This is a genomic window from Streptomyces botrytidirepellens (genome assembly GCF_003721215.1).
GTDB classification, from domain to species: domain Bacteria; phylum Actinomycetota; class Actinomycetes; order Streptomycetales; family Streptomycetaceae; genus Streptomyces; species Streptomyces himastatinicus.
Genome location: NZ_RIBZ01000842.1, coordinates 1 through 20,376 on the forward strand (window position 1 = coordinate 1; position 20,376 = coordinate 20,376).

General features: G+C 71.8%; 20 protein-coding genes and 1 pseudogene. 17 read left to right on the forward strand and 4 right to left on the reverse strand.

Annotation, left to right across the window (positions count from 1 at the left end):
• Positions 1-64: 64 nt before the first annotated feature.
• The 10 genes from EEJ42_RS54815 (at position 65) to EEJ42_RS44105 (ending at position 8,981) form a co-directional block, all read left to right on the forward strand.
• Positions 65-262 carry a hypothetical protein gene (locus EEJ42_RS54815; RefSeq protein WP_246097788.1) on the forward strand — a complete coding sequence of 66 codons (198 nt, stop codon included), beginning with the start codon at positions 65-67 and terminating at the stop codon, positions 260-262.
• Between the two features lie 116 nt (positions 263-378).
• Complete coding sequence (locus EEJ42_RS44065) at positions 379-1,098, forward strand: GntR family transcriptional regulator (protein ID WP_123107747.1); 720 nt, start codon at positions 379-381, stop codon at positions 1,096-1,098.
• 159 nt (positions 1,099-1,257) lie between these two features.
• Positions 1,258-2,241, forward strand: a complete 984-nt coding sequence (locus EEJ42_RS44070; protein ID WP_484422028.1) for a sugar ABC transporter substrate-binding protein — start codon at positions 1,258-1,260, stop codon at positions 2,239-2,241.
• On the forward strand, positions 2,238-3,326 hold the full coding sequence (locus EEJ42_RS44075; protein ID WP_123107749.1) for an ABC transporter permease: 1,089 nt from the start codon (positions 2,238-2,240) through the stop codon (positions 3,324-3,326). Before EEJ42_RS44070 ends, EEJ42_RS44075 begins: the two co-directional genes overlap by 4 nt.
• Positions 3,323-4,105 carry an ATP-binding cassette domain-containing protein gene (locus EEJ42_RS44080; protein ID WP_123107750.1) on the forward strand — a complete coding sequence of 261 codons (783 nt, stop codon included), beginning with the start codon at positions 3,323-3,325 and terminating at the stop codon, positions 4,103-4,105. Before EEJ42_RS44075 ends, EEJ42_RS44080 begins: the two co-directional genes overlap by 4 nt.
• Positions 4,106-4,309: 204 nt before the next feature.
• Positions 4,310-5,464, forward strand: coding sequence for an ROK family glucokinase (locus EEJ42_RS44085; protein WP_123107751.1), 1,155 nt, complete (start codon positions 4,310-4,312; stop codon positions 5,462-5,464).
• Positions 5,461-6,105: a hypothetical protein gene (locus EEJ42_RS44090; protein ID WP_123107752.1), complete on the forward strand. Its 645-nt coding sequence runs from the start codon at positions 5,461-5,463 to the stop codon at positions 6,103-6,105. Before EEJ42_RS44085 ends, EEJ42_RS44090 begins: the two co-directional genes overlap by 4 nt.
• 32 nt (positions 6,106-6,137) lie before the next feature.
• Complete coding sequence (gene pcaDC, locus EEJ42_RS44095) at positions 6,138-7,475, forward strand: bifunctional 3-oxoadipate enol-lactonase/4-carboxymuconolactone decarboxylase PcaDC (protein ID WP_123107753.1); 1,338 nt, start codon at positions 6,138-6,140, stop codon at positions 7,473-7,475.
• Positions 7,476-7,505: 30 nt separating this feature from the next.
• Positions 7,506-8,150, forward strand: coding sequence for an MBL fold metallo-hydrolase (locus EEJ42_RS44100; protein WP_123107754.1), 645 nt, complete (start codon positions 7,506-7,508; stop codon positions 8,148-8,150).
• 51 nt (positions 8,151-8,201) lie between these two features.
• A complete protein-coding gene (locus EEJ42_RS44105) occupies positions 8,202-8,981 on the forward strand; it encodes an exodeoxyribonuclease III (RefSeq protein ID WP_123107755.1) in 780 nt (259 codons plus the stop codon).
• A gap of 85 nt (positions 8,982-9,066) precedes the next feature.
• On the opposite strand, the gene EEJ42_RS44110 is transcribed toward EEJ42_RS44105, so the two are convergent.
• Together EEJ42_RS44110 and EEJ42_RS44115 are read right to left on the reverse strand one after the other, a co-directional pair.
• Entirely contained in the window at positions 9,067-9,453 is a 387-nt protein-coding gene (locus EEJ42_RS44110) for a hypothetical protein (RefSeq protein ID WP_148082223.1), read from the reverse strand.
• Between the two features lie 180 nt (positions 9,454-9,633).
• Positions 9,634-11,454, reverse strand: a complete 1,821-nt coding sequence (locus tag EEJ42_RS44115) for an SGNH/GDSL hydrolase family protein (protein ID WP_184503562.1) — start codon at positions 11,452-11,454, stop codon at positions 9,634-9,636.
• 154 nt (positions 11,455-11,608) lie between these two features.
• Between EEJ42_RS44115 and EEJ42_RS44120 the strand changes: the two genes are divergently transcribed.
• The 5 genes from EEJ42_RS44120 to EEJ42_RS44140 all read left to right on the forward strand — a co-directional run bounded on the left by EEJ42_RS44120 (position 11,609) and on the right by EEJ42_RS44140 (position 15,308).
• A complete protein-coding gene (locus EEJ42_RS44120; protein ID WP_123107758.1) occupies positions 11,609-12,049 on the forward strand; it encodes a DUF6278 family protein in 441 nt (146 codons plus the stop codon).
• An 82-nt stretch (positions 12,050-12,131) separates the two neighbouring features.
• Positions 12,132-12,878, forward strand: a complete 747-nt coding sequence (locus EEJ42_RS44125; RefSeq protein ID WP_123107759.1) for an amino acid ABC transporter ATP-binding protein — start codon at positions 12,132-12,134, stop codon at positions 12,876-12,878.
• Positions 12,879-12,886: 8 nt separating this feature from the next.
• Entirely contained in the window at positions 12,887-13,795 is a 909-nt protein-coding gene (locus tag EEJ42_RS44130) for a glutamate ABC transporter substrate-binding protein (RefSeq protein ID WP_123107760.1), read from the forward strand.
• 11 nt (positions 13,796-13,806) lie between these two features.
• Positions 13,807-14,451, forward strand: coding sequence for an amino acid ABC transporter permease (locus EEJ42_RS44135; protein WP_123107761.1), 645 nt, complete (start codon positions 13,807-13,809; stop codon positions 14,449-14,451).
• Positions 14,448-15,308 carry an amino acid ABC transporter permease gene (locus tag EEJ42_RS44140; protein ID WP_123107762.1) on the forward strand — a complete coding sequence of 287 codons (861 nt, stop codon included), beginning with the start codon at positions 14,448-14,450 and terminating at the stop codon, positions 15,306-15,308. Before EEJ42_RS44135 ends, EEJ42_RS44140 begins: the two co-directional genes overlap by 4 nt.
• Positions 15,309-15,320: 12 nt before the next feature.
• On the opposite strand, the gene EEJ42_RS44145 is transcribed toward EEJ42_RS44140, so the two are convergent.
• The gene (locus EEJ42_RS44145) at positions 15,321-16,919 is read right to left on the reverse strand and encodes an alpha/beta fold hydrolase (RefSeq protein ID WP_123107763.1); all 1,599 of its coding nucleotides are present in this window, start codon (positions 16,917-16,919) and stop codon (positions 15,321-15,323) included.
• Between the two features lie 187 nt (positions 16,920-17,106).
• Positions 17,107-17,859 carry a hypothetical protein gene (locus tag EEJ42_RS44150; RefSeq protein WP_123107764.1) on the reverse strand — a complete coding sequence of 251 codons (753 nt, stop codon included), beginning with the start codon at positions 17,857-17,859 and terminating at the stop codon, positions 17,107-17,109.
• Between the two features lie 137 nt (positions 17,860-17,996).
• Between EEJ42_RS44150 and ggt the strand changes: the two genes are divergently transcribed.
• Together ggt and EEJ42_RS51525 are read left to right on the forward strand one after the other, a co-directional pair.
• Positions 17,997-19,859, forward strand: a complete 1,863-nt coding sequence (gene ggt / locus EEJ42_RS44155) for a gamma-glutamyltransferase (RefSeq protein ID WP_184503563.1) — start codon at positions 17,997-17,999, stop codon at positions 19,857-19,859.
• Between the two features lie 148 nt (positions 19,860-20,007).
• Positions 20,008-20,376 (forward strand): annotated as a pseudogene (locus EEJ42_RS51525) (hypothetical protein); the annotation flags it as partial.

Sequence of the window (20,376 nt, forward strand, 5' to 3'; positions counted from 1 at the left end):
GGCCGCCGCCGCGCCCAGCTCGGCCGCGGGTCGTGAGCGGGCACGGGCGGCCCGCGCGGAGCGGTTGGCGGCGCGGGCGCGGCGGGACGCGGAGCGGCGGGAGGCGGCGGTGGGGGACGGCTGCCGGTTCCGGCCGCGCTGCCCGTACGCCATGGACGCCTGTACGCGGCGGCCGCCCGAGACGGAGGTGGGCCCGGGTCATCGCTCGCTGTGCTGGTTACGGACGGACACGAACGACAGCGTTGTCGGTTTCTCTGCGTAGTTTGTCCGGACAACCGAACTTCACGACTTCCCGTCATCTGTTCATCCGGCTACGCTCGCCCCGTGGCAAAGCAGGAAGAAGACTCATCCGGCGGGGCGGATGCGCTCCAGTTCAGTGTGGACCGCAGCAGCCCGGTCCCGCTCTACTTCCAGCTGTCCCAACAGCTCGAGTCGGCGATCGAAAAAGGGCGGCTGGCACCCGGGAGCCTGCTCGGCAACGAGATCGAGCTGGCCGGGCGGCTCGGGCTGTCGCGCCCCACGGTCCGCCAGGCGATCCAGTCCCTCGTCGACAAGGGCCTGCTGGTGCGGCGCCGCGGCGTCGGCACCCAGGTGGTGCACAGCCAGGTCAAGCGGCCCCTGGAGCTGAGCAGCCTCTACGACGACCTGGAGGCCGCGGGCCAGCGCCCCGCGACCCGGGTGCTGCTGAACACCACCGAGGCCGCCACCGCCGAGGTGGCCGCGGCGCTCGGCATCGCGGAGGGCACCGAGGTGGTGGTGATCGAGCGGCTGCGGCTGGCGCACGGCGAGCCCATGGCGCACCTGTCCAACCGGCTGCCGGCCGGGCTGCTCAAGCTGGACAGCGCGGAACTGGAGGACACCGGCCTCTACCGGCTGATGCGCGCCGCGGGGATCACCCTGCACAGCGCCCGCCAGGCGGTCGGCGCCCGCTCGGCCACCGCCGACGAGGGGAAGCAGCTCGGCGAGCCCGAGGGCGCACCGCTGCTCACCATGGAGCGGACGACGTTCGACGACACGGGCCGGGCCGTCGAGTTCGGCTCGCACACCTATCGCGCCTCGCGCTACGCGTTCGAGTTCCAGCTGCTCGTCCGCCCCTGATCCATAAGACGTCTCCGGCCCCCCACCACCCCGGTCGCGCCCCGTAACGGATACTTGGCGGCGGCCGGGGCCGATCATGTCGCTCCCGGCCGCCGACATGAAACGGGACAAGAGGGACGAGGCTTCTTCGTGGCCAGAGTTGGGACAGGGGCACGCGCGCTGACCGCCGCCGTGCTGGCGACACTGCTGGGCGCGGCCCTGGCGGGGTGCAGCAGCACCGGCGGGCTGCGTGCCGAGAAGCGGGCCGCGCAGGCGGCCTCGGGGCACGCGGCCGTCAACACCCCGCGGATGACGTTCGCCATGGTCACCCACTCCGGCGACGGCGACACCTTCTGGGACATCGTGCAGAACGGTGCGAAGCAGGCCGCCGTCAAGGACAACGTCAAGTTCCTCTACGCCCACAACGAGGAGGGCAAGGAACAGGCCCAGCTGGTCCAGTCGTACATCGACCAGAAGGTCGACGGCCTGATCGTCACCCTCGCCAAGCCCGACGCCATGAAGTCCGTCGTGCGGCGCGCCGCGAAGGCCGGGATACCGGTGATCACGGTCAATTCCGGGTCCGCGGAGTCCAAGAAGTTCGGCGCGCTCACCCACGTCGGCCAGGACGAGACCATCGCGGGCGAGGCCGTCGGCGACGAGCTCAACAAGCGCGGCCGCAAGAAGGCCCTGTGCGTCCTGCACGAGCAGGGCAACGTGGGCCACGAGCAGCGCTGCGACGGCGCGGGCGACACCTTCGACGGCAAGCTGGAGAAGATCTACGTCGAGGGCACCAACATGCCCGACGTGCAGTCCTCCATCGAGGCCAAGCTCCAGTCCGACCAGGACATCGACACCGTCCTCACGCTGGGCGCACCGTTCGCCGACACCGCCGCCCAGGCCGCCGAACAGGCGGGCAGCGAGGCGGAGATCGACACCTTCGACCTCAACGCGAAGGTCGCGGCCGGGCTGGAGGACGGCACGCTGGGCTTCGCCGTCGACCAGCAGCCGTACCTCCAGGGGTACGAGGCGGTCGACCTGCTCTGGCTCCAGCGCTACAACGCGGACGTGCTCGGCGGCGGCAAGCCGGTCCTCACCGGCCCGCAGATCGTCACCAAGGACGACGCCAAGAAGCTGGCCGCGTTCACGAAGCGGGGCACCCGATGAGCGCCGCGGACACCACCGACACGCCGGACGCGACGGACACGCCGGATGCGACGGAAACGGACACGTCCGACGCGCGCCCCGTGGCGCGGACCCCGCTGCTGCGCCGCCTGGCGGGCCGCCCGGAGCTGGGCGCGGTCGTCGGCGCCGCCGCCGTCTTCGTCTTCTTCTCGATCGCCGCCGACGCCTTCCTCCAGTGGTCGAGCTTCAGCACCGTGCTGTACGCCTCCTCGACCATCGGGATCATGGCGGTGCCGGTCGCGCTGCTGATGATTGGCGGCGAGTTCGACCTGTCGACCGGCGTCCTGGTCACCTCGTCCGCGCTGATCTCGTCGATGTTCTCGTACCAGATGACGGCGAACGTCTGGGTCGGCGCCGGGGTCTCCCTGCTGGTCACCCTCGCCATCGGCTTCTTCAACGGCTATCTGCTGGTGCGCACCAACCTGCCGAGCTTCATCATCACGCTCGGCACCTTCCTGATCCTCCAGGGCTGCAACCTCGGCTTCACCAAGCTGATCAGCGAGACCGTCTCCACCAAGACCATCGCCGACATGGAGGGCTTCCCCTCCGCCCAGCAGGTCTTCGCCTCCCACCTGACCATCGGGGACGTGGAGCTCCAGATCACCGTGGTGTGGTGGTTCGCCCTGATCGCGCTCGCCACCTGGATCCTGCTGCGCACCCGCGCCGGGAACTGGATCTTCGCGGTGGGCGGCGCCAAGGAGGCGGCCCGCGCGGTCGGCGTGCCCGTGAACGGCACCAAGATCGGGCTGTACATGGGGGTCGCCCTGGCGGCGTGGATCTCCGGGCAGCATCTGCTGTTCAAGTACGACACCGTCCAGTCCGGCGAGGGCGTCGGCAACGAACTGCTGTACATCATCGCGGCCGTCATCGGCGGCTGCCTGCTGACCGGCGGCTACGGTTCGGCGGTCGGCGCCGCCGTCGGCGCGTTCATCTTCGGCATGACCAACAAGGGCATCGTGTACGCGCAGTGGGGCGCGGACTGGTTCAAGTTCTTCCTCGGGGCGATGCTGCTGCTCGCCACGCTGCTCAATTGGTGGGTCCGCAAGCGGGCGGAGGAAAGCGCATGACCACTTCCGGGACTCCGTTGATCGCGCTGCGCGACATCGGCAAGCGCTACGGCAACGTCACGGCCCTGGAGGGCGTCTCGCTCGACGTCCACGCCGGGCAGATCACCTGCGTCCTCGGCGACAACGGCGCGGGCAAGTCCACCCTCATCAAGATCGTCGCGGGGCTGCACCAGCACGACGGGGGCGCCTTCGCGATCGAGGGGGAGGACGTCCGGCTCGGCTCGCCGCGCGAGGCCCTGGACCGCGGCATCGCCACGGTCTACCAGGATCTCGCCGTCGTCCCGCTGATGCCGGTGTGGCGGAACTTCTTCCTCGGCTCCGAGATCCGCAAGGGCCGCGGCCCCTTCGCCCGCCTCGACGTGTCCGCCATGCGCGAGACCACCCACCGCGAGCTGCTGCGCATGGGCATCGACCTGCGCGACGTCGACCAGCCCATCGGCACCCTCTCCGGCGGCCAGCGCCAGTGCGTGGCGATCGCCCGCGCCGTCCACTTCGGCGCCAAGGTCCTCGTCCTGGACGAGCCGACGGCGGCCCTGGGCGTCAAGCAGTCCGGGGTGGTGCTGAAGTACGTCGCCGCCGCGCGCGACGCCGGGCTCGGAGTGGTCCTCATCACGCACAACCCGCACCACGCCTACCTGGTCGGCGACCGGTTCGTCCTGCTCAAGAGGGGCACGATGGCGGGCAGCCACGCCAAGGACGAGATCGCCCTGGACGACCTGACCCGGCAGATGGCGGGCGGCAGTGAGCTGGAACAACTCACCCACGAGCTGGCGCGCTGAGTCGGCCGGGACCGGTCGGGTCTCCGGCGGCTCACCATGCACCGTGAGGCGCGGTTGAGGCACAATCGCACGGCGGGCCCCACCCGCGTCATGACCACCGCCCGCCGAGGCCCCGGCCTCCCGAGACACCCGCAGGGACGACGAACTCTTGCGAGCACGCACCCGCAGCGACCGCATCCCCCGCACCGGTGAAGGGGCCGGCCGATGAGCATCTACCGCGAAAGAGTGCACCGGGGCTCGGCCCGGGCCACCGTGCTGCGGACCGTCGGCACGCGTGAGCGCCGCTCGCACCTGAGCGCGCCCCGGGTCCCCACGGTCGGCATCGACATCGGCGGCACGAAGGTGATGGCCGGGGTCGTCGACGCCGACGGCAACATCCTGGAGAAGGTGCGCACCGAGACGCCCGACAAGTCCAAGAGCCCGAAGGTGGTCGAGGACACGATCACCGAACTCGTCCTGGACCTGTCCGACCGGCACGATGTGCACGCGGTCGGCATCGGGGCGGCGGGCTGGGTGGACGCGGACCGCAACCGGGTCCTGTTCGCACCGCATCTGTCCTGGCGCAACGAACCGCTGCGCGACCGGCTCGCCGAGCGTCTCGCCGTCCCCGTCATGGTCGACAACGACGCGAACGCGGCCGCGTGGGCCGAGTGGCGGTTCGGCGCCGGGCGCGGCGAGGACCATCTCGTCATGATCACGCTCGGCACCGGCATCGGCGGCGCGATCCTGGAGGACGGCCAGGTCAAGCGCGGCAAGTACGGGGTCGCGGGGGAGTTCGGCCATATGCAGGTCGTGCCCGCCGGACACCGCTGCCCGTGCGGCAACCGGGGCTGCTGGGAGCAGTACAGCTCCGGCAACGCGCTGGTCCGGGAGGCCCGTGAGCTGGCGGCCGCCGAGTCGCCGGTGGCGTACGGGATCAACGACCGGGTCGGCGGCAACATCCAGGAGATCACCGGGCCGCTGATCACCGAGCTGGCCCGGGACGGCGATGCCATGTGCATCGAACTCCTCCAGGACATCGGCCAGTGGCTCGGGGTCGGCATCGCCAACCTCGCCGCCGCCCTCGACCCCTCCTGCTTCGTGATCGGCGGTGGCGTCAGTGCCGCCGACGATCTGCTGATCGTCCCGGCCCGGGAGGCCTTCCGGCGCACCCTCACCGGGCGCGGCTACCGGCCGGAGGCCCGTATCGTCAAGGCGCAGCTGGGGCCCGAGGCGGGGATGGTCGGCGCGGCCGACCTCGCCCGGCTCGTCGCCCGACGCTTCCGCCGCGCCACCCGCCGCCGGGTCGAGCGCTACGAACGCGCCGGATCCTCCCCGCTGCGGCTGGCGCCGCGGGGCCAGGCAGGAGGCCGCGAGTGACCACCGCAGAGCAGCACCCCGGAGCGCCCGTGTCCGGTACCAACGGAAGCCCCGCGTCCGACCGGCCCGGCGGGTCCGGCGTGCCGGGTGTGCCCGGTTCGTCCGGTGGGTCCGGCGGCGACGGTGGTCGTCCGCCGCGCCGCTGGCTCAAGGCCGTGATCGTCTTCCTGCTGATCGCGATCCCGGCGGGCTATCTGGCGATCTCCGCCATGCAGAGCCGCGACGGCGGCTCGGAGAAGGTCCAGGCGGCCAAGGCCAAGGGCCTGTCCGCGGGCTATCCGTCCCGGGTGCAGCGGCGCATCTACGACATTCCGGTTCCGCCCAGCTCGCTCAAGGTCGCCTCGTTCGAGACCAACTCCTGGAAGGTCAGCTCGCTGTACGTGCAGTTCGTCACCTCCCGCGACGGGCTGGACCGCTTCCTGGCCAAGCTCGGCACCGGTCCCTCCGCGCTGAAGAAGGACGCGGTGACCATCACGGACGACCAGGCGAAGAAGGTCGGCTGGCAGGTCGGGGCCGCCGGGCACGACTGGTCGGGCATGGTCATCAAGCAGAAGGAACCGCAGCCCAAGCTGAGGATCACGGTCAGAAACGACAACCCGGCCCATCCGAAGGTCTACGTGGTCTCCACCATCAGGCCGTAGGGTCCCCGCGACGTTCGGGATACCGTTTCCGAGTGAGCGAGACCAAGACACTTCAGTACCGGACCGACGGCCCCGAGGACGGGCCCGTACTCGTCCTCGGCCCGTCGCTGGGCACCACCTGGCACATGTGGGACCGCCAGATACCCGAGCTGTCCCGCCACTGGCGCGTCCTCCGCTTCGACCTGCCGGGCCACGGCGGCGCACCCGCCCACCCCGCCCCCTCCGTCGCGGAGCTCGCCGCCCGGCTGCTGGCCACCCTCGACATGCTGGGCATCGACCGCTTCGGCTACGCGGGTTGCTCGATCGGCGGGGCCATCGGCGCCGAACTGGCGCTACGACATCCCCTGAGAGTGGGCTCACTCGCCCTCGTCTCCGCCTCCCCGCGCTTCGGCACCGCCGACTCCTTCCGGCAGCGCGGCGTCGTGGTCCGCACCAACGGACTCGACCCGATCGCCCGCGCCACCCCCGAGCGCTGGTTCACCCCCACCTTCGCCGCCGCCCAGCCCGCCATCGTCGACTGGGCCGTCCAGATGGTCCGCACCACCGACCCCGGCTGCTACATCGCCGCGTGCGAGGCGCTGGCCGCCTTCGACATCCGCCCCGAGCTGGGCCGGATCGGGATCCCCACGCTCGTCCTCGCCGGGGCCGAGGACCAGGTCACCCCGGCCGCCGACGCCCGCGTCCTGGTCGCGGGCATACCTGACGCCCGGCTCGCGCTCGTCCCCGGCACCTCGCACCTGGCGCCCGTCGAGCAGCCCGCCGCCGTCACCGACCTGCTCGTACGCCACTTCTCCAGCTCGTGGCAGTCCTCGGACCACCCGACCGGGATGACCGCGGTCTCCGCCCCGTCCGCCAAGCCCGTGCTGACGCCGGTGCCGCCGCCGGTCACCGCCCCGGCCCCGCCGCGTACCGCCCCCGCCCCCGCGCACACCGGCCCGCCGGTCGAGATCGGCTACACCCAGCCGGCCGAGCCCGTGCCGGACGGCCGCGCCGACCGTTACGACCAGGGCATGAAGGTCCGGCGCGAGGTGCTGGGCGACGCCCATGTGGACCGCGCCGAGTCGCAGGTCGACGAGTTCACCGGCGACTTCCAGGACTTCATCACCCGCTATGTGTGGGGCGAGGTGTGGACCCGGCCCGGCATCGACCGCCGCACCCGCAGCGTGATCACCCTCACCGCCATGGCCGCCCGCGGCCACCTCGACGAACTCGCCTTCCACACCCGGGCCGCCCTGCGCAACGGGCTGACGCCGACCGAGATCAAGGAAGTGCTGCTGCACACCGGCGTCTACTGCGGGGTGCCCGCCGCGAACTCGGCCTTCGCCGTCGCCCAGCGGGTCATCCGCGAGGAGACCAGTCCCGAAGAGTGACGTGGGTGGTGGGGGAGGACAATGATCCCCATGAAGCTCACCAAGAAGGGCCACGCCTGCGTCCGGCTGGAAAAGGACGGGCAGCGGCTCGTCATCGACCCCGGGGCCTTCACGGAACAGGACGCGGCGGTCGGCGCGGACGCGATCCTCGTCACCCACGAGCACCCCGACCACTTCAGTGAGGAGCAGCTGCGGGCGGCGCTCGACGCCAACCCCGCCGCCCAGATCTGGACCCTCGCCAGCGTCGCCGGACAGATCTCCGCGGCGTTCCCCGGGCGGGTGCACACGGTCGGCGAGGGCGACACGTTCACCGCGGCCGGATTCGAGGTCGAGGTGCACGGCCAGATGCACGCCGTCATCCACCCCGACATCCCCCGGATCACCAACGTCGGCTACGTCGTCGACGGCGCGGTCTTCCACCCGGGCGACGCGCTCACCGTGCCGGACCGCCCCGTGGAGACGCTGCTGCTGCCGCTGCACGCCCCCTGGAACAAGTTCTCCGAGATCCTCGACTATGTGCGTGAGGTCGCGCCGCGGCGCGCGATCGACATCCACGACGGGCTGCTGTCCGACCTGGCGCCGATGGTGTACGGGCGGATGCTGGGCCCGGACGGGCCGGGCACGGGTGGTGCGGAGCACATCCGCCTGACCCCGGGCGAATCCCTCCCGCTCTGAGGACGCTGAGGGCTCTGAGCGTTGTCGGACCCGGGATGTAGGTTGTCCCCCATGCGCATTGCGACCTGGAACGTCAATTCGATCACTGCCCGGCTGCCCCGGCTGCTCGCCTGGCTGGAGAGCAGCGGCACGGATGTGCTGTGCGTCCAGGAGACCAAGTGCGCCGAGGCCGCGTTCCCCTTCGAGCCGCTGCGCGAGCTGGGCTACGAGGCCGCGGTCAACGCCACCGGCCGGTGGAACGGGGTGGCCGTCCTCTCCCGGGTCGGCCTCGACGACGTGGTCTCCGGCCTCCCCGGCGGCCCCGACTACGACGGCGGCCAGGAGCCCCGCGCCATAGCCGCCACGTGCGGTGCCGTGCGCGTCTGGTCGGTCTACGTGCCCAACGGGCGCGAGATCGGGCACCCGCACTACGACTACAAGCTGCGCTGGCTGGACGCGCTGCGGGAGGCCGTGGGCGAGGATGCGAAGGGCCCCCGGCCCTTCGCCGTCCTCGGCGACTTCAACGTGGCCCCCACTGATGACGACGTCTGGGACCGCACCCGCTTCGACGGCCTCACCCACGTCACCGACAAGGAGCGCGAGGCCCTGGCCGCCCTGCGGGGTGCCGGTCTGTCGGACGTCGTCCCCCGCCCTCTGAAGTACGACCACCCCTTCACGTACTGGGACTACCGGGAGCTGTGCTTCCCGAAGAACCGCGGCATGCGGATCGACTTGGTGTACGGCAACGAGCCGTTTGCCGGTGCGGTCGGGGACGCGTACGTGGACCGCGAGGAACGCAAGGGCAAGGGCGCCTCGGACCACGCCCCGGTGGTCGTCGACCTGAACGTCTGACCGGTCCAGGCCCGGACCGGACCGGTCGAGCGCCGATGGCGGTCCGCCGCACCGGGGGCGCGCCGGACCGCCGTCGATACGGGGCTCAGCCCAGCACGGTGATGCCCAGGGTGCCGCCGCCCAGCGCGGAGACATTCACCGTCTGCCCGGGGGCCACGGTGATGGTGCCGCCGCCGCTCGCGGACAACTGGAGGGTGGCGTTGGTGTTGTTGGTCACCTCGGTGATCAGGCTGACTCCGAGGTTGGTGTTGAAGGTGGATCCGATGGACAGCAGCGAGCCCGGCATGGTGAGGGTGACGCCGCTGGTCAGCTCGATCGCCACCGAGCCGGTGACGGCGGCGGTGCTCTGCGCGGCCGAGGCCGACGACGCGGCCGGTGCGGCCAGGGCCGCGGGCGTTGCCGCCAGGCAGCCGGCCGTCACCAGCGCGCACACCAGGAAGCTCACACCACGACGTCGGGATGCAGCAGACATGGCACTCCTGTCAGTAAGGGAGTAACTCACGCAAGGGGACCGGATGTCCCCGCACCGCATATGCAACCCGTCCATATGATGATGTGACTACCGGCGCATATGGGGCGCGGGATGCGCCGCGACGAACGGCAAACACGCCCGCGCCCCCGGCCGCCTTCCGCGCAACCGCCTCTCCAGCAGTCACTGGCCCATCAGCGTCCGCAAGGGGATCGCATCCGCCATCGCCTTCAACCCCGCGTCCCCCGGGTGCAGATGGTCGCCGCTGTCGTAGGCCGGGAGGATGCGCGACGGGTGCGCGGGGTCGCGTACGACCGCGTCGAAGTCCAGGACCGCGTCGAACACCCCGCCGTTGTCGCGGATGAAGGCGTTCACCACGGAACGCCGCGCATCCGCGTCGGCGGTGCACAGCGCCTCGCCCTCGCAGGGCGTGATCGTCCCGCCCACCACCCGCAGCCCCCGCGCGTGCGCCCGCGCGGCCAGGCCCTTCAACCCCGCGATGACGGACTCGGCAGACGTGCCCCAGCGCAGGTCGTTGATGCCCTGGAAGACGACGACCGTACGGGCGGAGGTCTGGGCGAGGACGTCGCGCTCCAGACGGCTGGCCGCGCTCACCCCGCTGGTGACCGTGCTGACGCCGTCGCCGGGGTAGACGTCCGTGACCACGCGGTTGGCCGAGATGCCGCTGTTGACGACGCCGTACGCGGGCACGCCGGACGACGGGTCGCGCAGCCGCCGGGCGAGGACGTCGGGCCAGCGCCGGTTGGCGTCCATCGTGGACTTGGTGCCGTCGGTGATGGAGTCGCCGAGGGCCACCACCGACCCGGGGCCGCCCCGGACGTCGACGCCGGTGAGGAACGGCCAGGTGGTGAGGGTGCCGGTGTACGCGTCGGCGCCCGCCTCACCGGTACGGTCACCACTCCCCGGCGCGCTCAGGAACGAGCGCTGCGTGGCCTGCGTGTGCACCGGCACCGCCGCGACCGGCCCGGGAAGGTGAATGCTGACCAAAAGGTTCGCGTCGGCCGGTACGGGGAAGCTCACGGGATCGCTGAAGACCTGCGCGCCCGCCGGGATCGACGTACCGGCCCGGCCCCGGAAGGTCAGCGGCACCGGGGTGTCGCTCGCCGCCGCGCCACCCGCCTGGAGGGCGACCGTGGCGTGGCCGATGTCGACGGGGGCGGCGGCGAAGGTGTTCTCCAGCCGGATCCGGGCGCCCGGCCCGCCCGCGCTGGTGTGCACGACGAGCCGTAGCGTCTGGTCGGTCCACGGGCCGACCTTCGTGTATCCGGCGGTGCTGGCGGCCCAGCTGCCGGTCCAGCCCGGCGCGGGCTGCCGCAGCGAGACGGCGAAGACGTGCAGATCGGCGCCCGGGCCCGGGTCCTTCGGCAGGGTCACCGACCCGACCTGCCGGTCGCCGCGCAGGGGCACCGTCACCGCGTACAGCCGGGCCGCCTCCGGCCGCTGCCCGTCGGCGGTGTTGACGTGCGGGAGGCCGACCGCCTTGGTGGCGGCGGGGCCCGCGCGCCAGTCGGGGGCGCTCAGGGTGTACGTACCGGACGACCCGTCCCGGTAGCGGACCCGGCCGGTGCCGCTCGCTCCGGCGCCGGGGCCGCCGGGGGTGCTGCTCGCGACCAGGAAGGTGAGCGCGTCGCCGCGCCCCCGCAGCTGTACCGACTGCCCGTCGGCGATCACGTTGTCGGGCCGGGCGGACCCCGCGCTCCGCGGCCAGGTGAGCCGCGCCGCGTCGAGGGCGATGGTGCGCCCGGGGGTCCAGCCCGCGGCGCGCAGGTCCTGTGCGGAGAGGGAGTTGCCCGCCCCGTCGAAGTCCACGGTGCCCGGCGCGGTGTCGTCACCGACCGCCCGGTTGTCGAAAAGCCGCTCCAGAGGGAGCGGCTTGGTGGTGGTGGGGGCCTGGGCCACCGAGGGTGCGGCCGGTGCGAGGAGTACGAGGACGGCACCTCCCGCGACGATTCCGGCCGCTGACCATGGTCTACCGACGCGCATATGTGTCCCCTCTCGTAACCGACCCGACCGGCGATTCGACAGGTGCATGGCGAACGTAGAAAGACGGAGGGGTGTCGTCAAGACAAGCAACGGGTCACGGAGCCCACCGCGCGCCCTGTGGTGCGCCCGTGCGCTTGGTGCGACGCTGAGCTGTATGAACATCCCCTTCCTGGACAACTGGCGCAAGCGGCACGGTGCGGCCTCCGGTACGGCTCTGATGAGCGCCCAGGAGGCGGACCCCCAAGGCGTGGCACAACTCCTCTCCGAGTGCGAACTGCTGCGCGCCCGGGCGGCGCAGGCGGGCATCGGACTCGACGACTCGGCCGAGTCCCTGGAGGCGCTGGACCAACTGGTGCCGCGCTGGCGCGACGACCCCGAGGAGTTGCCCTGGCTCGGTAACGACGCCGGGCTGTATCTGGGCACGGTCATCGTCCGCACCGTGCCGGGCGCCGTCTGGCAGGTGTGGCCCAACGGCCGCCCCGTGGTCCGGCTCGACTCCGGCCGGGAGGTCGACGTGGTCGAGGCGGGCCACCAGTGGGCCGCGGACGGCGCCCCCGAGCTGTCCCAGCTGTACGCGGAGGTCTCGGAGACCTGAGGCCGCCCACTATCGGGCGTTATCCACCCCTCGGTGCGTGTCCTGACCGAAGTGCCGCTTTCATGTGGATAGTTTGCGCGGTATGGCCGTGGGTGAACCGCTGATCGAGCTGCGCAACGTCAACAAGTACTTCGGCGCGCTCCACGTCCTCCAGGACATCGACCTCACCGTCGGCCGCGGGGAAGTGGTGGTGGTCATCGGGCCCTCCGGGTCCGGGAAGTCGACACTGTGCCGGACGATCAACCGGCTGGAGACCATCCAGTCCGGTTCCATCGTGGTGGACGGGCGGCCGCTGCCGGAGGAGGGCCGGGAGTTGGCGCGGCTGCGGGCCGAAGTGGGGATGGTCTTCCAGTCGTTCAATCTGTTCGCCCATCGGACCGTGCTGGACAACCTGATGCTCGCCCAGGTGAAGGTCCGCAGGCGCGGCAAGGCGGAGGCCCAGCGGCGGGCCCGGGAGCTGCTGGACCGGGTGGGGCTCGCGGACCAGGCGGACAAGTACCCCGCGCAGCTCTCCGGCGGTCAGCAGCAGCGGGTGGCGATCGCCCGGGCGCTGGCCATGGACCCGAAGGTGATGCTCTTCGACGAGCCGACCTCGGCGCTCGACCCGGAGATGATCAACGAGGTGCTGGAGGTCATGCGGCAGCTCGCGCGGGACGGCATGACGATGGCCGTCGTCACCCATGAGATGGGCTTCGCCCGGTACGCCGCGAACCGCGTGGTCTTCATGGACGACGGCCGCATCGTGGAGGACCGCAGCCCGGAGGAGTTCTTCAAGGCGCCGGAGTCCGCCCGGGCCCGGGACTTCCTGTCCAAGATCCTCAAGCACTGAGCCGGGTGATGACGGACATGAGGCGCGCCCTGACCGTGGTCCTCGCGCTGCTCCTGGCCCTCACCGGCTCCGGGTGCGGCAAGGAGGGCAGCCCGCCCGCCAAGGGCCCCGCGCCCGAGGAACTGCCGCGCTACCGGGTGGCCACCGACTTCCGGCTGCCCTCCTCGCCCACCTGGCGGAAGGCGAAGCGGCGCGGCTACCTGGTCGTCGGGGTCAAGGAGGACCAGCCCTATCTGGGCGAGAAGGACCCCGCCACCGGCCGCTACTCCGGCTTCGACATCGAGATCGCGAAGATGATGTCGGCCTCCCTCGGCCTCCCGCCCCGGACCGTCCGCTTCCGGAGCATCGCCTCCGCCAACCGGGAAACCGCCCTCCAGAACGGCCAGATCGACTACTACGTCGGCACCTACACCATCAATCCGCTGCGCAAGCGGCTGGTCGGCTTCGCCGGTCCGTACTACATGGCCGGGCAGTCGCTGCTGGTGCGCACCGATTCGGACGACATCCACGGCCCCGCCGACCTGGCGGGCAAGACGGTCTGCTCGGCGGCCGGTTCCACCCCGCTCCAGCGCATCCAGCACGACTACCCGAAGGCGCACGCGGTCGCGTACGACAACTACTCGGTGTGCGTGGACAACCTGCTCAGCTACCAGGTCGACGCGGTCACCACGGACAACGTCATCCTGCTCGGCTACGCGGCCAAGGCCCCGAAGGAGCTGAAGCTCGTCGGCAAGCCCTTCTCCAAGGAGCCGTACGGCATCGGCGTGCCGAAGCGGGACAACGCGCTGCGCTTCGCGCTGGACGACGCCATCGAGGCCCATGAGCGCAACGGCGACTGGAAGAAGGCGTACGCCGTGACCCTCGGCCTGTCCGGTGTGCCCGCCCCGAAACCGCCCGCCGTCGACCGCTACCACTGAGGGCCCGAACCATGGACGTGCTCACCCGGAACTTCTCGCTCTACGGCCGCGGTCTGCTCGGCACCGTCCAGCTGACCGTCTACGCCTCGCTGCTCGCCCTCGCGCTCGGCGTCCTGATGGCCGCCTTCCGGGTCGCGCCGGTCGCGAGCCTGCGCGCCTTCGGTACCGCCTGGGTGGCGGTGCTCCGCAACACCCCGCTCACGCTGCTGTTCTTCGCGGTGATGCTGGGCCTGCCGCGCTTCGGGCTGATCCTGCCGTTCACGGCCTTCGCGGTGCTCGCCCTCGGCTGCTACACCTCGGCGTTCATCTGCGAGGCGGTGCGCTCGGGCATCAACACGGTGCCGGTCGGGCAGGGCGAGGCCGCCCGCAGCCTGGGCATGACCTTCGAGCAGACGCTGGGGGCGGTGGTGCTGCCGCAGGCGTTCCGCGCGGTCATCCCGCCGGTCGGCTCGACGCTGATCGCGCTCGCCAAGAACTCGGCCATCGCCGGGTCGTTCAGCGTCACCGAACTGCTCGGCACCTACAAGCCGCTCAACGAGATGGGCTACAGCATCATCTGGTCCTTCGTCTGGATCGCCGTCGGCTATCTGCTCGTGACCCTGACCATCAGCGCGATCTTCACCGTGCTGGAGAAGCGCTGGGGAGTGCCGCGTTGACCACCACCGCCGTTCTCTACGACGTCCCCGGGCCGCGCACCGTCCGCCGCCACCGCCTCTACGGGGTGATCGCCACGCTGGTGCTGCTGGCCCTCATCGCCTGGGTGATCTATCTCCTTGTCGACACGGGTCAGTTCGCGTACCGGAAGTGGATGCCCTTCGCGTACGCGGGGATCCAGGAGCTGCTGCTGCGCGGGCTGGCCAACACGCTCAAGGCGTTCGGCCTCGCCGCCGTCCTCTCGCTGGCGCTGGGCGCGGTGCTGGCCGCCGGGCGGCTGTCCGACCACCGCCCGGTGCGCTGGCTGGCCACGCTGGTCGTGGAGTTCTTCCGGGCGATGCCCGTCCTGGTGATGATCTTCTTCGTCTTCGTGGCGCTGAAGGTGCAGCCGCTCCCCGCCCTGGTCACCGGGCTGACCCTGTACAACGGCTCGGTGCTCGCCGAGGTGTTCCGGGCGGGCGTGGCGGCGGTGGACCGCGGGCAGCGGGAGGCGGCGTACTCGCTGGGCCTGCGCAAGACGCAGGTGATGACGTACGTCCTGGTGCCCCAGGGGGTACGGGCGATGCTGCCCGCGATCATCAGCCAGCTGGTGGTGGCCCTGAAGGACACCTCGCTCGGCTTCCTCATCACCTACGAGGAGTTCCTGCACGCGGGCAAGCTCATCGCGTCCAACCTGGACTACGACCTGCCCTTCATCCCCGTCGTGATGGTCATCTCGCCGGTCTACATCGGGATGTGCATGCTGCTGTCGTGGTGCGCGAACTGGGTGGCGAAGCGGCAGCGGCGCAGCGTGAAGACGGAGAAGGTGCGGGTGGCGGCGCCCGGCCCCGGTGCCCCGTTGCCGGGCGACACCCGCTAGTCGGCCGCCCGGCTAGTCGCGGACCGGGACCGACAGGTACGAGGGGTCGGCGTCCGGCGAGGAGAACGTGAGGTGGGCGCCGTCCGGGTTGTGCTCGATGTACAGCGGGTCGACGGTGTCGACGACCAGCGCGAGCCGGTGCCCGGCCGGGACGTCGTACGCCGTCGAGAACAGGTCCAGGTCGACCGGGAAGGGCTTGCCGGGCGTGCGGTCGTGGAAGGTGACGGGCGCGTTGGAGACGAGCTTGCCGACGCCGAGCGGGCCCACGTCGTAGAGGTAGGCGACCGCCGTGCCGTCGGCCTTGTCGCTGGTGACGGTGGTGTGCAGGGACACCGTGCCGCGGATGCGCTGCTCGGTCGCGTACGCCCCGGTCTGCCAGACGGCGGCGTACGAGCGCGGCAGCAGCGGGATCGAGGCGAGCGGCGGGAGCTTGAGGAACTGGTCGAGCGCGCCGGTCAGCATGACGGTCCCGGCGTTGGCGCCCGAGTCGTGGTTCGCGGTGACCGTCTCGGCCCGGTCGAGCGCCACCCGGCGCCGCTCCGAGGGCACGGCGGACCAGCTTCCGTAGCCCTCGTAACCGCCGCCGGTACGGGACATGAGCTGCACCGGCTGCTCGCGGTCGATGCCGTTGCGCTCGCCCTTGAGGTAGCGGTCGAGCCAGCGCCGGCTGTGCTCCCAGGTGTCGTTCGGCAGCCCGAAGAGTCCGCCGAACTCGGCGGTCGCGTGGTCGCCGGGCCGGAACTCCAGCCGCTTGGGGCCGGTCAGCTTCTCGTAGAAGTCGGCGTAGCTGTTGGGCGGGAAGATGGAGTCGCCCCAGGCGTTGCCCAGCATGATGGCCGCGCCATTGGCGTTGATCTTGTCGAGGTAGGTGGCCGCCGAGCGCTTGCGGCCCCATTCGATCATGTCCTGTTCCTTGGCCAGGTTGGAGCCGAGGAAGTCCTCGAGGACCTGGTTGAGTTCGTCGCTGGGGCGGCCGGTGAGCGCGCCCGCGCCGCCGAGCAGACCGGCGGCCTGGGCGTGCTGGGTGCGGCCGCTGTAGATGGACCCGATGAGATCCGACCAGCCGCTCATCGAGACGACCGCCTTGATGCGCGGGTCGGAACCGGCGGCGAGCAGGCTGATCCCGGCGCCGTACGACACGCCCGCCATGCCGATGTGGTCGGGGTCGGCGGCGGTGTTGGCCAGCGCCCAGTCGATGACCTTGGAGGCGTCGGCGACATCGGGTGGCCCGGCCGTCTCGATCCGCCCGCCGGACTGCCAGAAGCCGCGGGTGTTGTAACTGACCACGACGTAGCCGGAGTCGGCGAGCTTCTTGGCCTGCGCGAGGTATTCGACCTGCGGCATGGACCAGCTGGTGGGCAGCACGACGAGGGGGTGGCGGCGCGAGGTGTCCGCCGGGGCGACGACGTTGGCGGCCAGCGTGGTGCCGCCGTCGCCGGGAATGTCGACGAACCGTACGGAGGTGTCGGCCGCCGCGGCGGCCGTGGACGGGTGCGGCGCGGCGGGTGCGGCCTGGGCGGCGGGGGCGAGGACGGAGGTCGCACCGGCCAGGACGGTCGCCGAAAGGGCGGCGGCGGTGGTGGTACGCAGCGCTCGGCGGGCAGGGGTCACTGTGGCTCCAGACGTGGGGGTGCCGTGGGGGCAGAGGGAGCACCGGTGCAGGCCCGTGGGGAGGGCCTAAGTGACCTGACGGTAACCTCGCTGGCTTACCGCTGGTAATAGCGCGGTAAGTTACGCCTGGGTAACGATGCGGCCGGAGTGATCCCGTGGACCGTCCGCCATACGATATCCCCCCGGCTCAGCCCTCCTTGAGGGTCGCCTTGGCCGACGCCCGGCCGCCCGACGTGGTCGCGGCCTTGGTGACGTCCGCGACCAGTTCGACCACATCCGGGCCGTACGCCTGCGAGTTGACCACCTTCAGCAGCAGGCAGAACGAGCCCTGCGCCCCGTACTTGCGGGCCAGCTTGGCGCGGTTGCGCACCAGGTGGCGTACGGCGGCCCGGTGCGTGACCGGGCGCTGCCCGGCGGCCAGGAAGACGGGACGGCCGCCTTCGCCCGCCGTCAGCCGCGCCACCAGCACGTGCTCCAGCGCGCCGGGCTCCGGCCGGTACTCGGTGCCGCCGATGGTGAAGGTGCCGCGCTCGCCGCCGGACTCGTCGGCCTGGGTCACGGTCACGCCCGGCAGCAGATTCGTCATGTGCGCGGACAGCCGGCGGTGCGCGGTCGGGTCGCCGACGCAGAACTCGGTGCGCGCGCCGAAGCCCTGGAGCCCCGTGTCGTGCGGGGCCACCTCGGCGTGCGCCCCGCAGTTCTCCACGACGGAGGCGAGGCCGAGCAGCGCGAGGGCGTCATGGCGCGGGATGGACCAGTGTGCCGAGGTGCTGTCCCGGTGGGTGACCAGGACGCATTCCGAGCCGTCCGGCAGGCCGAAGAAGCGCTGCTCGCGGGCGCGCCCCCGGCGTCCGGCCGCCGAGTGCACGGCCCAGCCGAGCGCCAGTCCCACGATCAGGGCCGCTCCGGAAGCGATCAGGTCCTGCACGGTGTCAGTCATGGCCGCGCATCGTAGCCGCCATCCGAGTGGTGTTCGAGCGAATCTCTATGGGGCACTCAAGGGTCACTCGCCCCCTGTCGTGAGCATGAGCGTCGCCGGTAGGCTCCGCTCTCTCTGTCGTCCGCTTGGAGGTCCGGATGGGGCACGCCGCACGACCAGCCGCAGCAACCAGAACCACGGCGCGAGCCGCACGGCGCGCGCTGCCCGCGCTCGCCGCCGCGGCCGGGATGGTCGCCGTGCTCGGCGTCGCCCCGGCCGGTGCGGACACCGCCGCGCAGGGCCACGGGACCCCCGCCAAGACACCGGTCGCCACCGGCTACGGCGGCGCGGTCTCCAGCGTGGACCCGGACGCCTCGGCGGCCGGGATCGACGTGCTGCGGCGCGGTGGCAACGCGGTGGACGCGGCGGTGGCGACGGCGGCCGCGCTCGGGGTCACCGAGCCGTACTCGGCGGGCGTCGGCGGCGGCGGATACCTCGTCTACTACAACGCCAAGCGGCACACCGTCTCGACCCTCGACGGCCGCGAGACCGCCCCGCTCAGCGCGAACAAGGACCTCTTCCTGGATGACAACGGCAAGCCGCTGCCGTTCGACGACGCCGTCACCAGCGGGCTCAGCGTCGGCACCCCCGGCACCCCGGCCACCTGGAGCGACGCGCTCCGCACCTGGGGCACCCGGTCGCTCGCCCAGGTGCTGAAGCCCGCCGAACGGCTGGCCCGCGACGGCTTCACCGTCGACAAGACCTTCCGCGAGCAGACCGCCGACAACGAGGACCGCTTCAAGGACTTCCCGGCCTCCGCCGAGCTGTTCCTGCCCGGCGGAAAGCTCCCGGCCGTCGGCTCGACCCTCCGCAACCCGGACCTCGCCCGCACCTACGCCCTGCTCGCCGAGAAGGGCGTCGGCGCGATCTACAAGGGCGAGTTGGGCCGCGACATCGTCTCCACGGTGCGCAAGCCCCCCGTCGACCCCAAGGCGCAGCGCACCGTGCACCCCGGCGATCTGCGGGCCGAGGACCTGCGGGCGTACGCGACGAAACGGCAGGCCCCGACCCGCACCTCCTACCGCGGGCTGGACGTGTACGGCATGGCGCCCTCGTCCTCCGGCGGCACCAGCGTCGCCGAGGCGCTCAACATCCTGGAGCGCACCGACCTCACCAAGCTCAGCGAGCGCGACTACCTGCACCGCTACATCGAGGCCGGCCGGATCGCGTTCGCCGACCGCGGCCGCTGGGTCGGCGACCCGGCCGCCGAGGACGTACCGACCAAGGCGCTCACCTCCCAGCGGTACGCCGACTCCCGGGCCTGCCTCATCAAGCCCGACAAGGTGCTGAAGAGCCCGCTCGCCCCCGGCGACCCCACGAACCCGGGCGCCCCCGGCTCCTGCGACACCCGCGGACACGCCGCCCCGACCACGTACGAGGGGCAGAGCACCACGCACCTGACGACCGCCGACAAGTGGGGCAACGTCGTCGCGTACACCCTCACCATCGAGCAGACCGGCGGCAGCGGCATCACCGTCCCCGGCCGGGGCTTCCTGCTCAACAACGAGCTGACCGACTTCTCCTTCGCGCCCGCCGACCCCGCCGTCCACGACCCGAACCTGCCCGGCCCCGGGAAGCGGCCGCGCTCGTCCATGTCGCCGACCATCGTGCTCGACGGCCACAAGCCGGTGCTGGCGCTCGGCTCACCGGGTGGCGCCACGATCATCACCACCGTGCTCCAGACCCTGCTGAACCACCTCGACCGGGGCATGCCGCTGGTCGACGCGATCGCCGCACCGCGCGCCAGCCAGCGCAACGCCGCCCAGACGGAGCTGGAGCCCGGACTGTGGAACAGCCCGGAGCGGGCCCGGCTGGAGGCGCTGGGCCACGCCTTCAAGCAGAACCCCGAGATCGGGGCCGCGACCGGCGTCCAGCGGCTCGCCGACGGCCGGTGGCTGGCCGCGGCCGAGACCAAGCGGCGCGGCGGCGGCGCGGCGATGGTGGTCCGGCCCGCGGACTGACCCGCGGCGTCGCGTCACGGTGGCGGCCGGGCACTGTCCCGGCCGCCACCGTAAAATCCCCGCAGGAACCCGCTGCAACCGTGCCGGTCGTGTGCGAATCCCGAAATGTGCCCGTAGCGTGCCGGTAACGAGGTCCGTAACATGCGGGGTGTCGAATGCGGGGGTGGCGATGGCGGGCAGACAACTCCCGGCGGCGATCGAGGAGTTCGCGAGCTATCTGCGTGCGCTGACACGGCGGATCGACTCGGACAAGGGCTGGTACGCGGTTTTCGCGCAGCGCGACCCCGACGGGCTTCGTGCCTGTCTCGACGGCCAGGAGATCCCGCCCTGGGACGTCGTCCAGGCCCTCCTCCAGGACCTCTCCGCCCAGCGCGGCGCCCAGACCGCCAACGTGGCCGCCGCCCGCGCCGCCGCGCTGTACCGCGCCTCGATCACCGCCCACGACGCGGCCCCCGGCACCCGCGAGGCGCTCCGCGCCCGCCTGGCCGCGATGCAGCGCGAACGGCTCGCCGCGGCC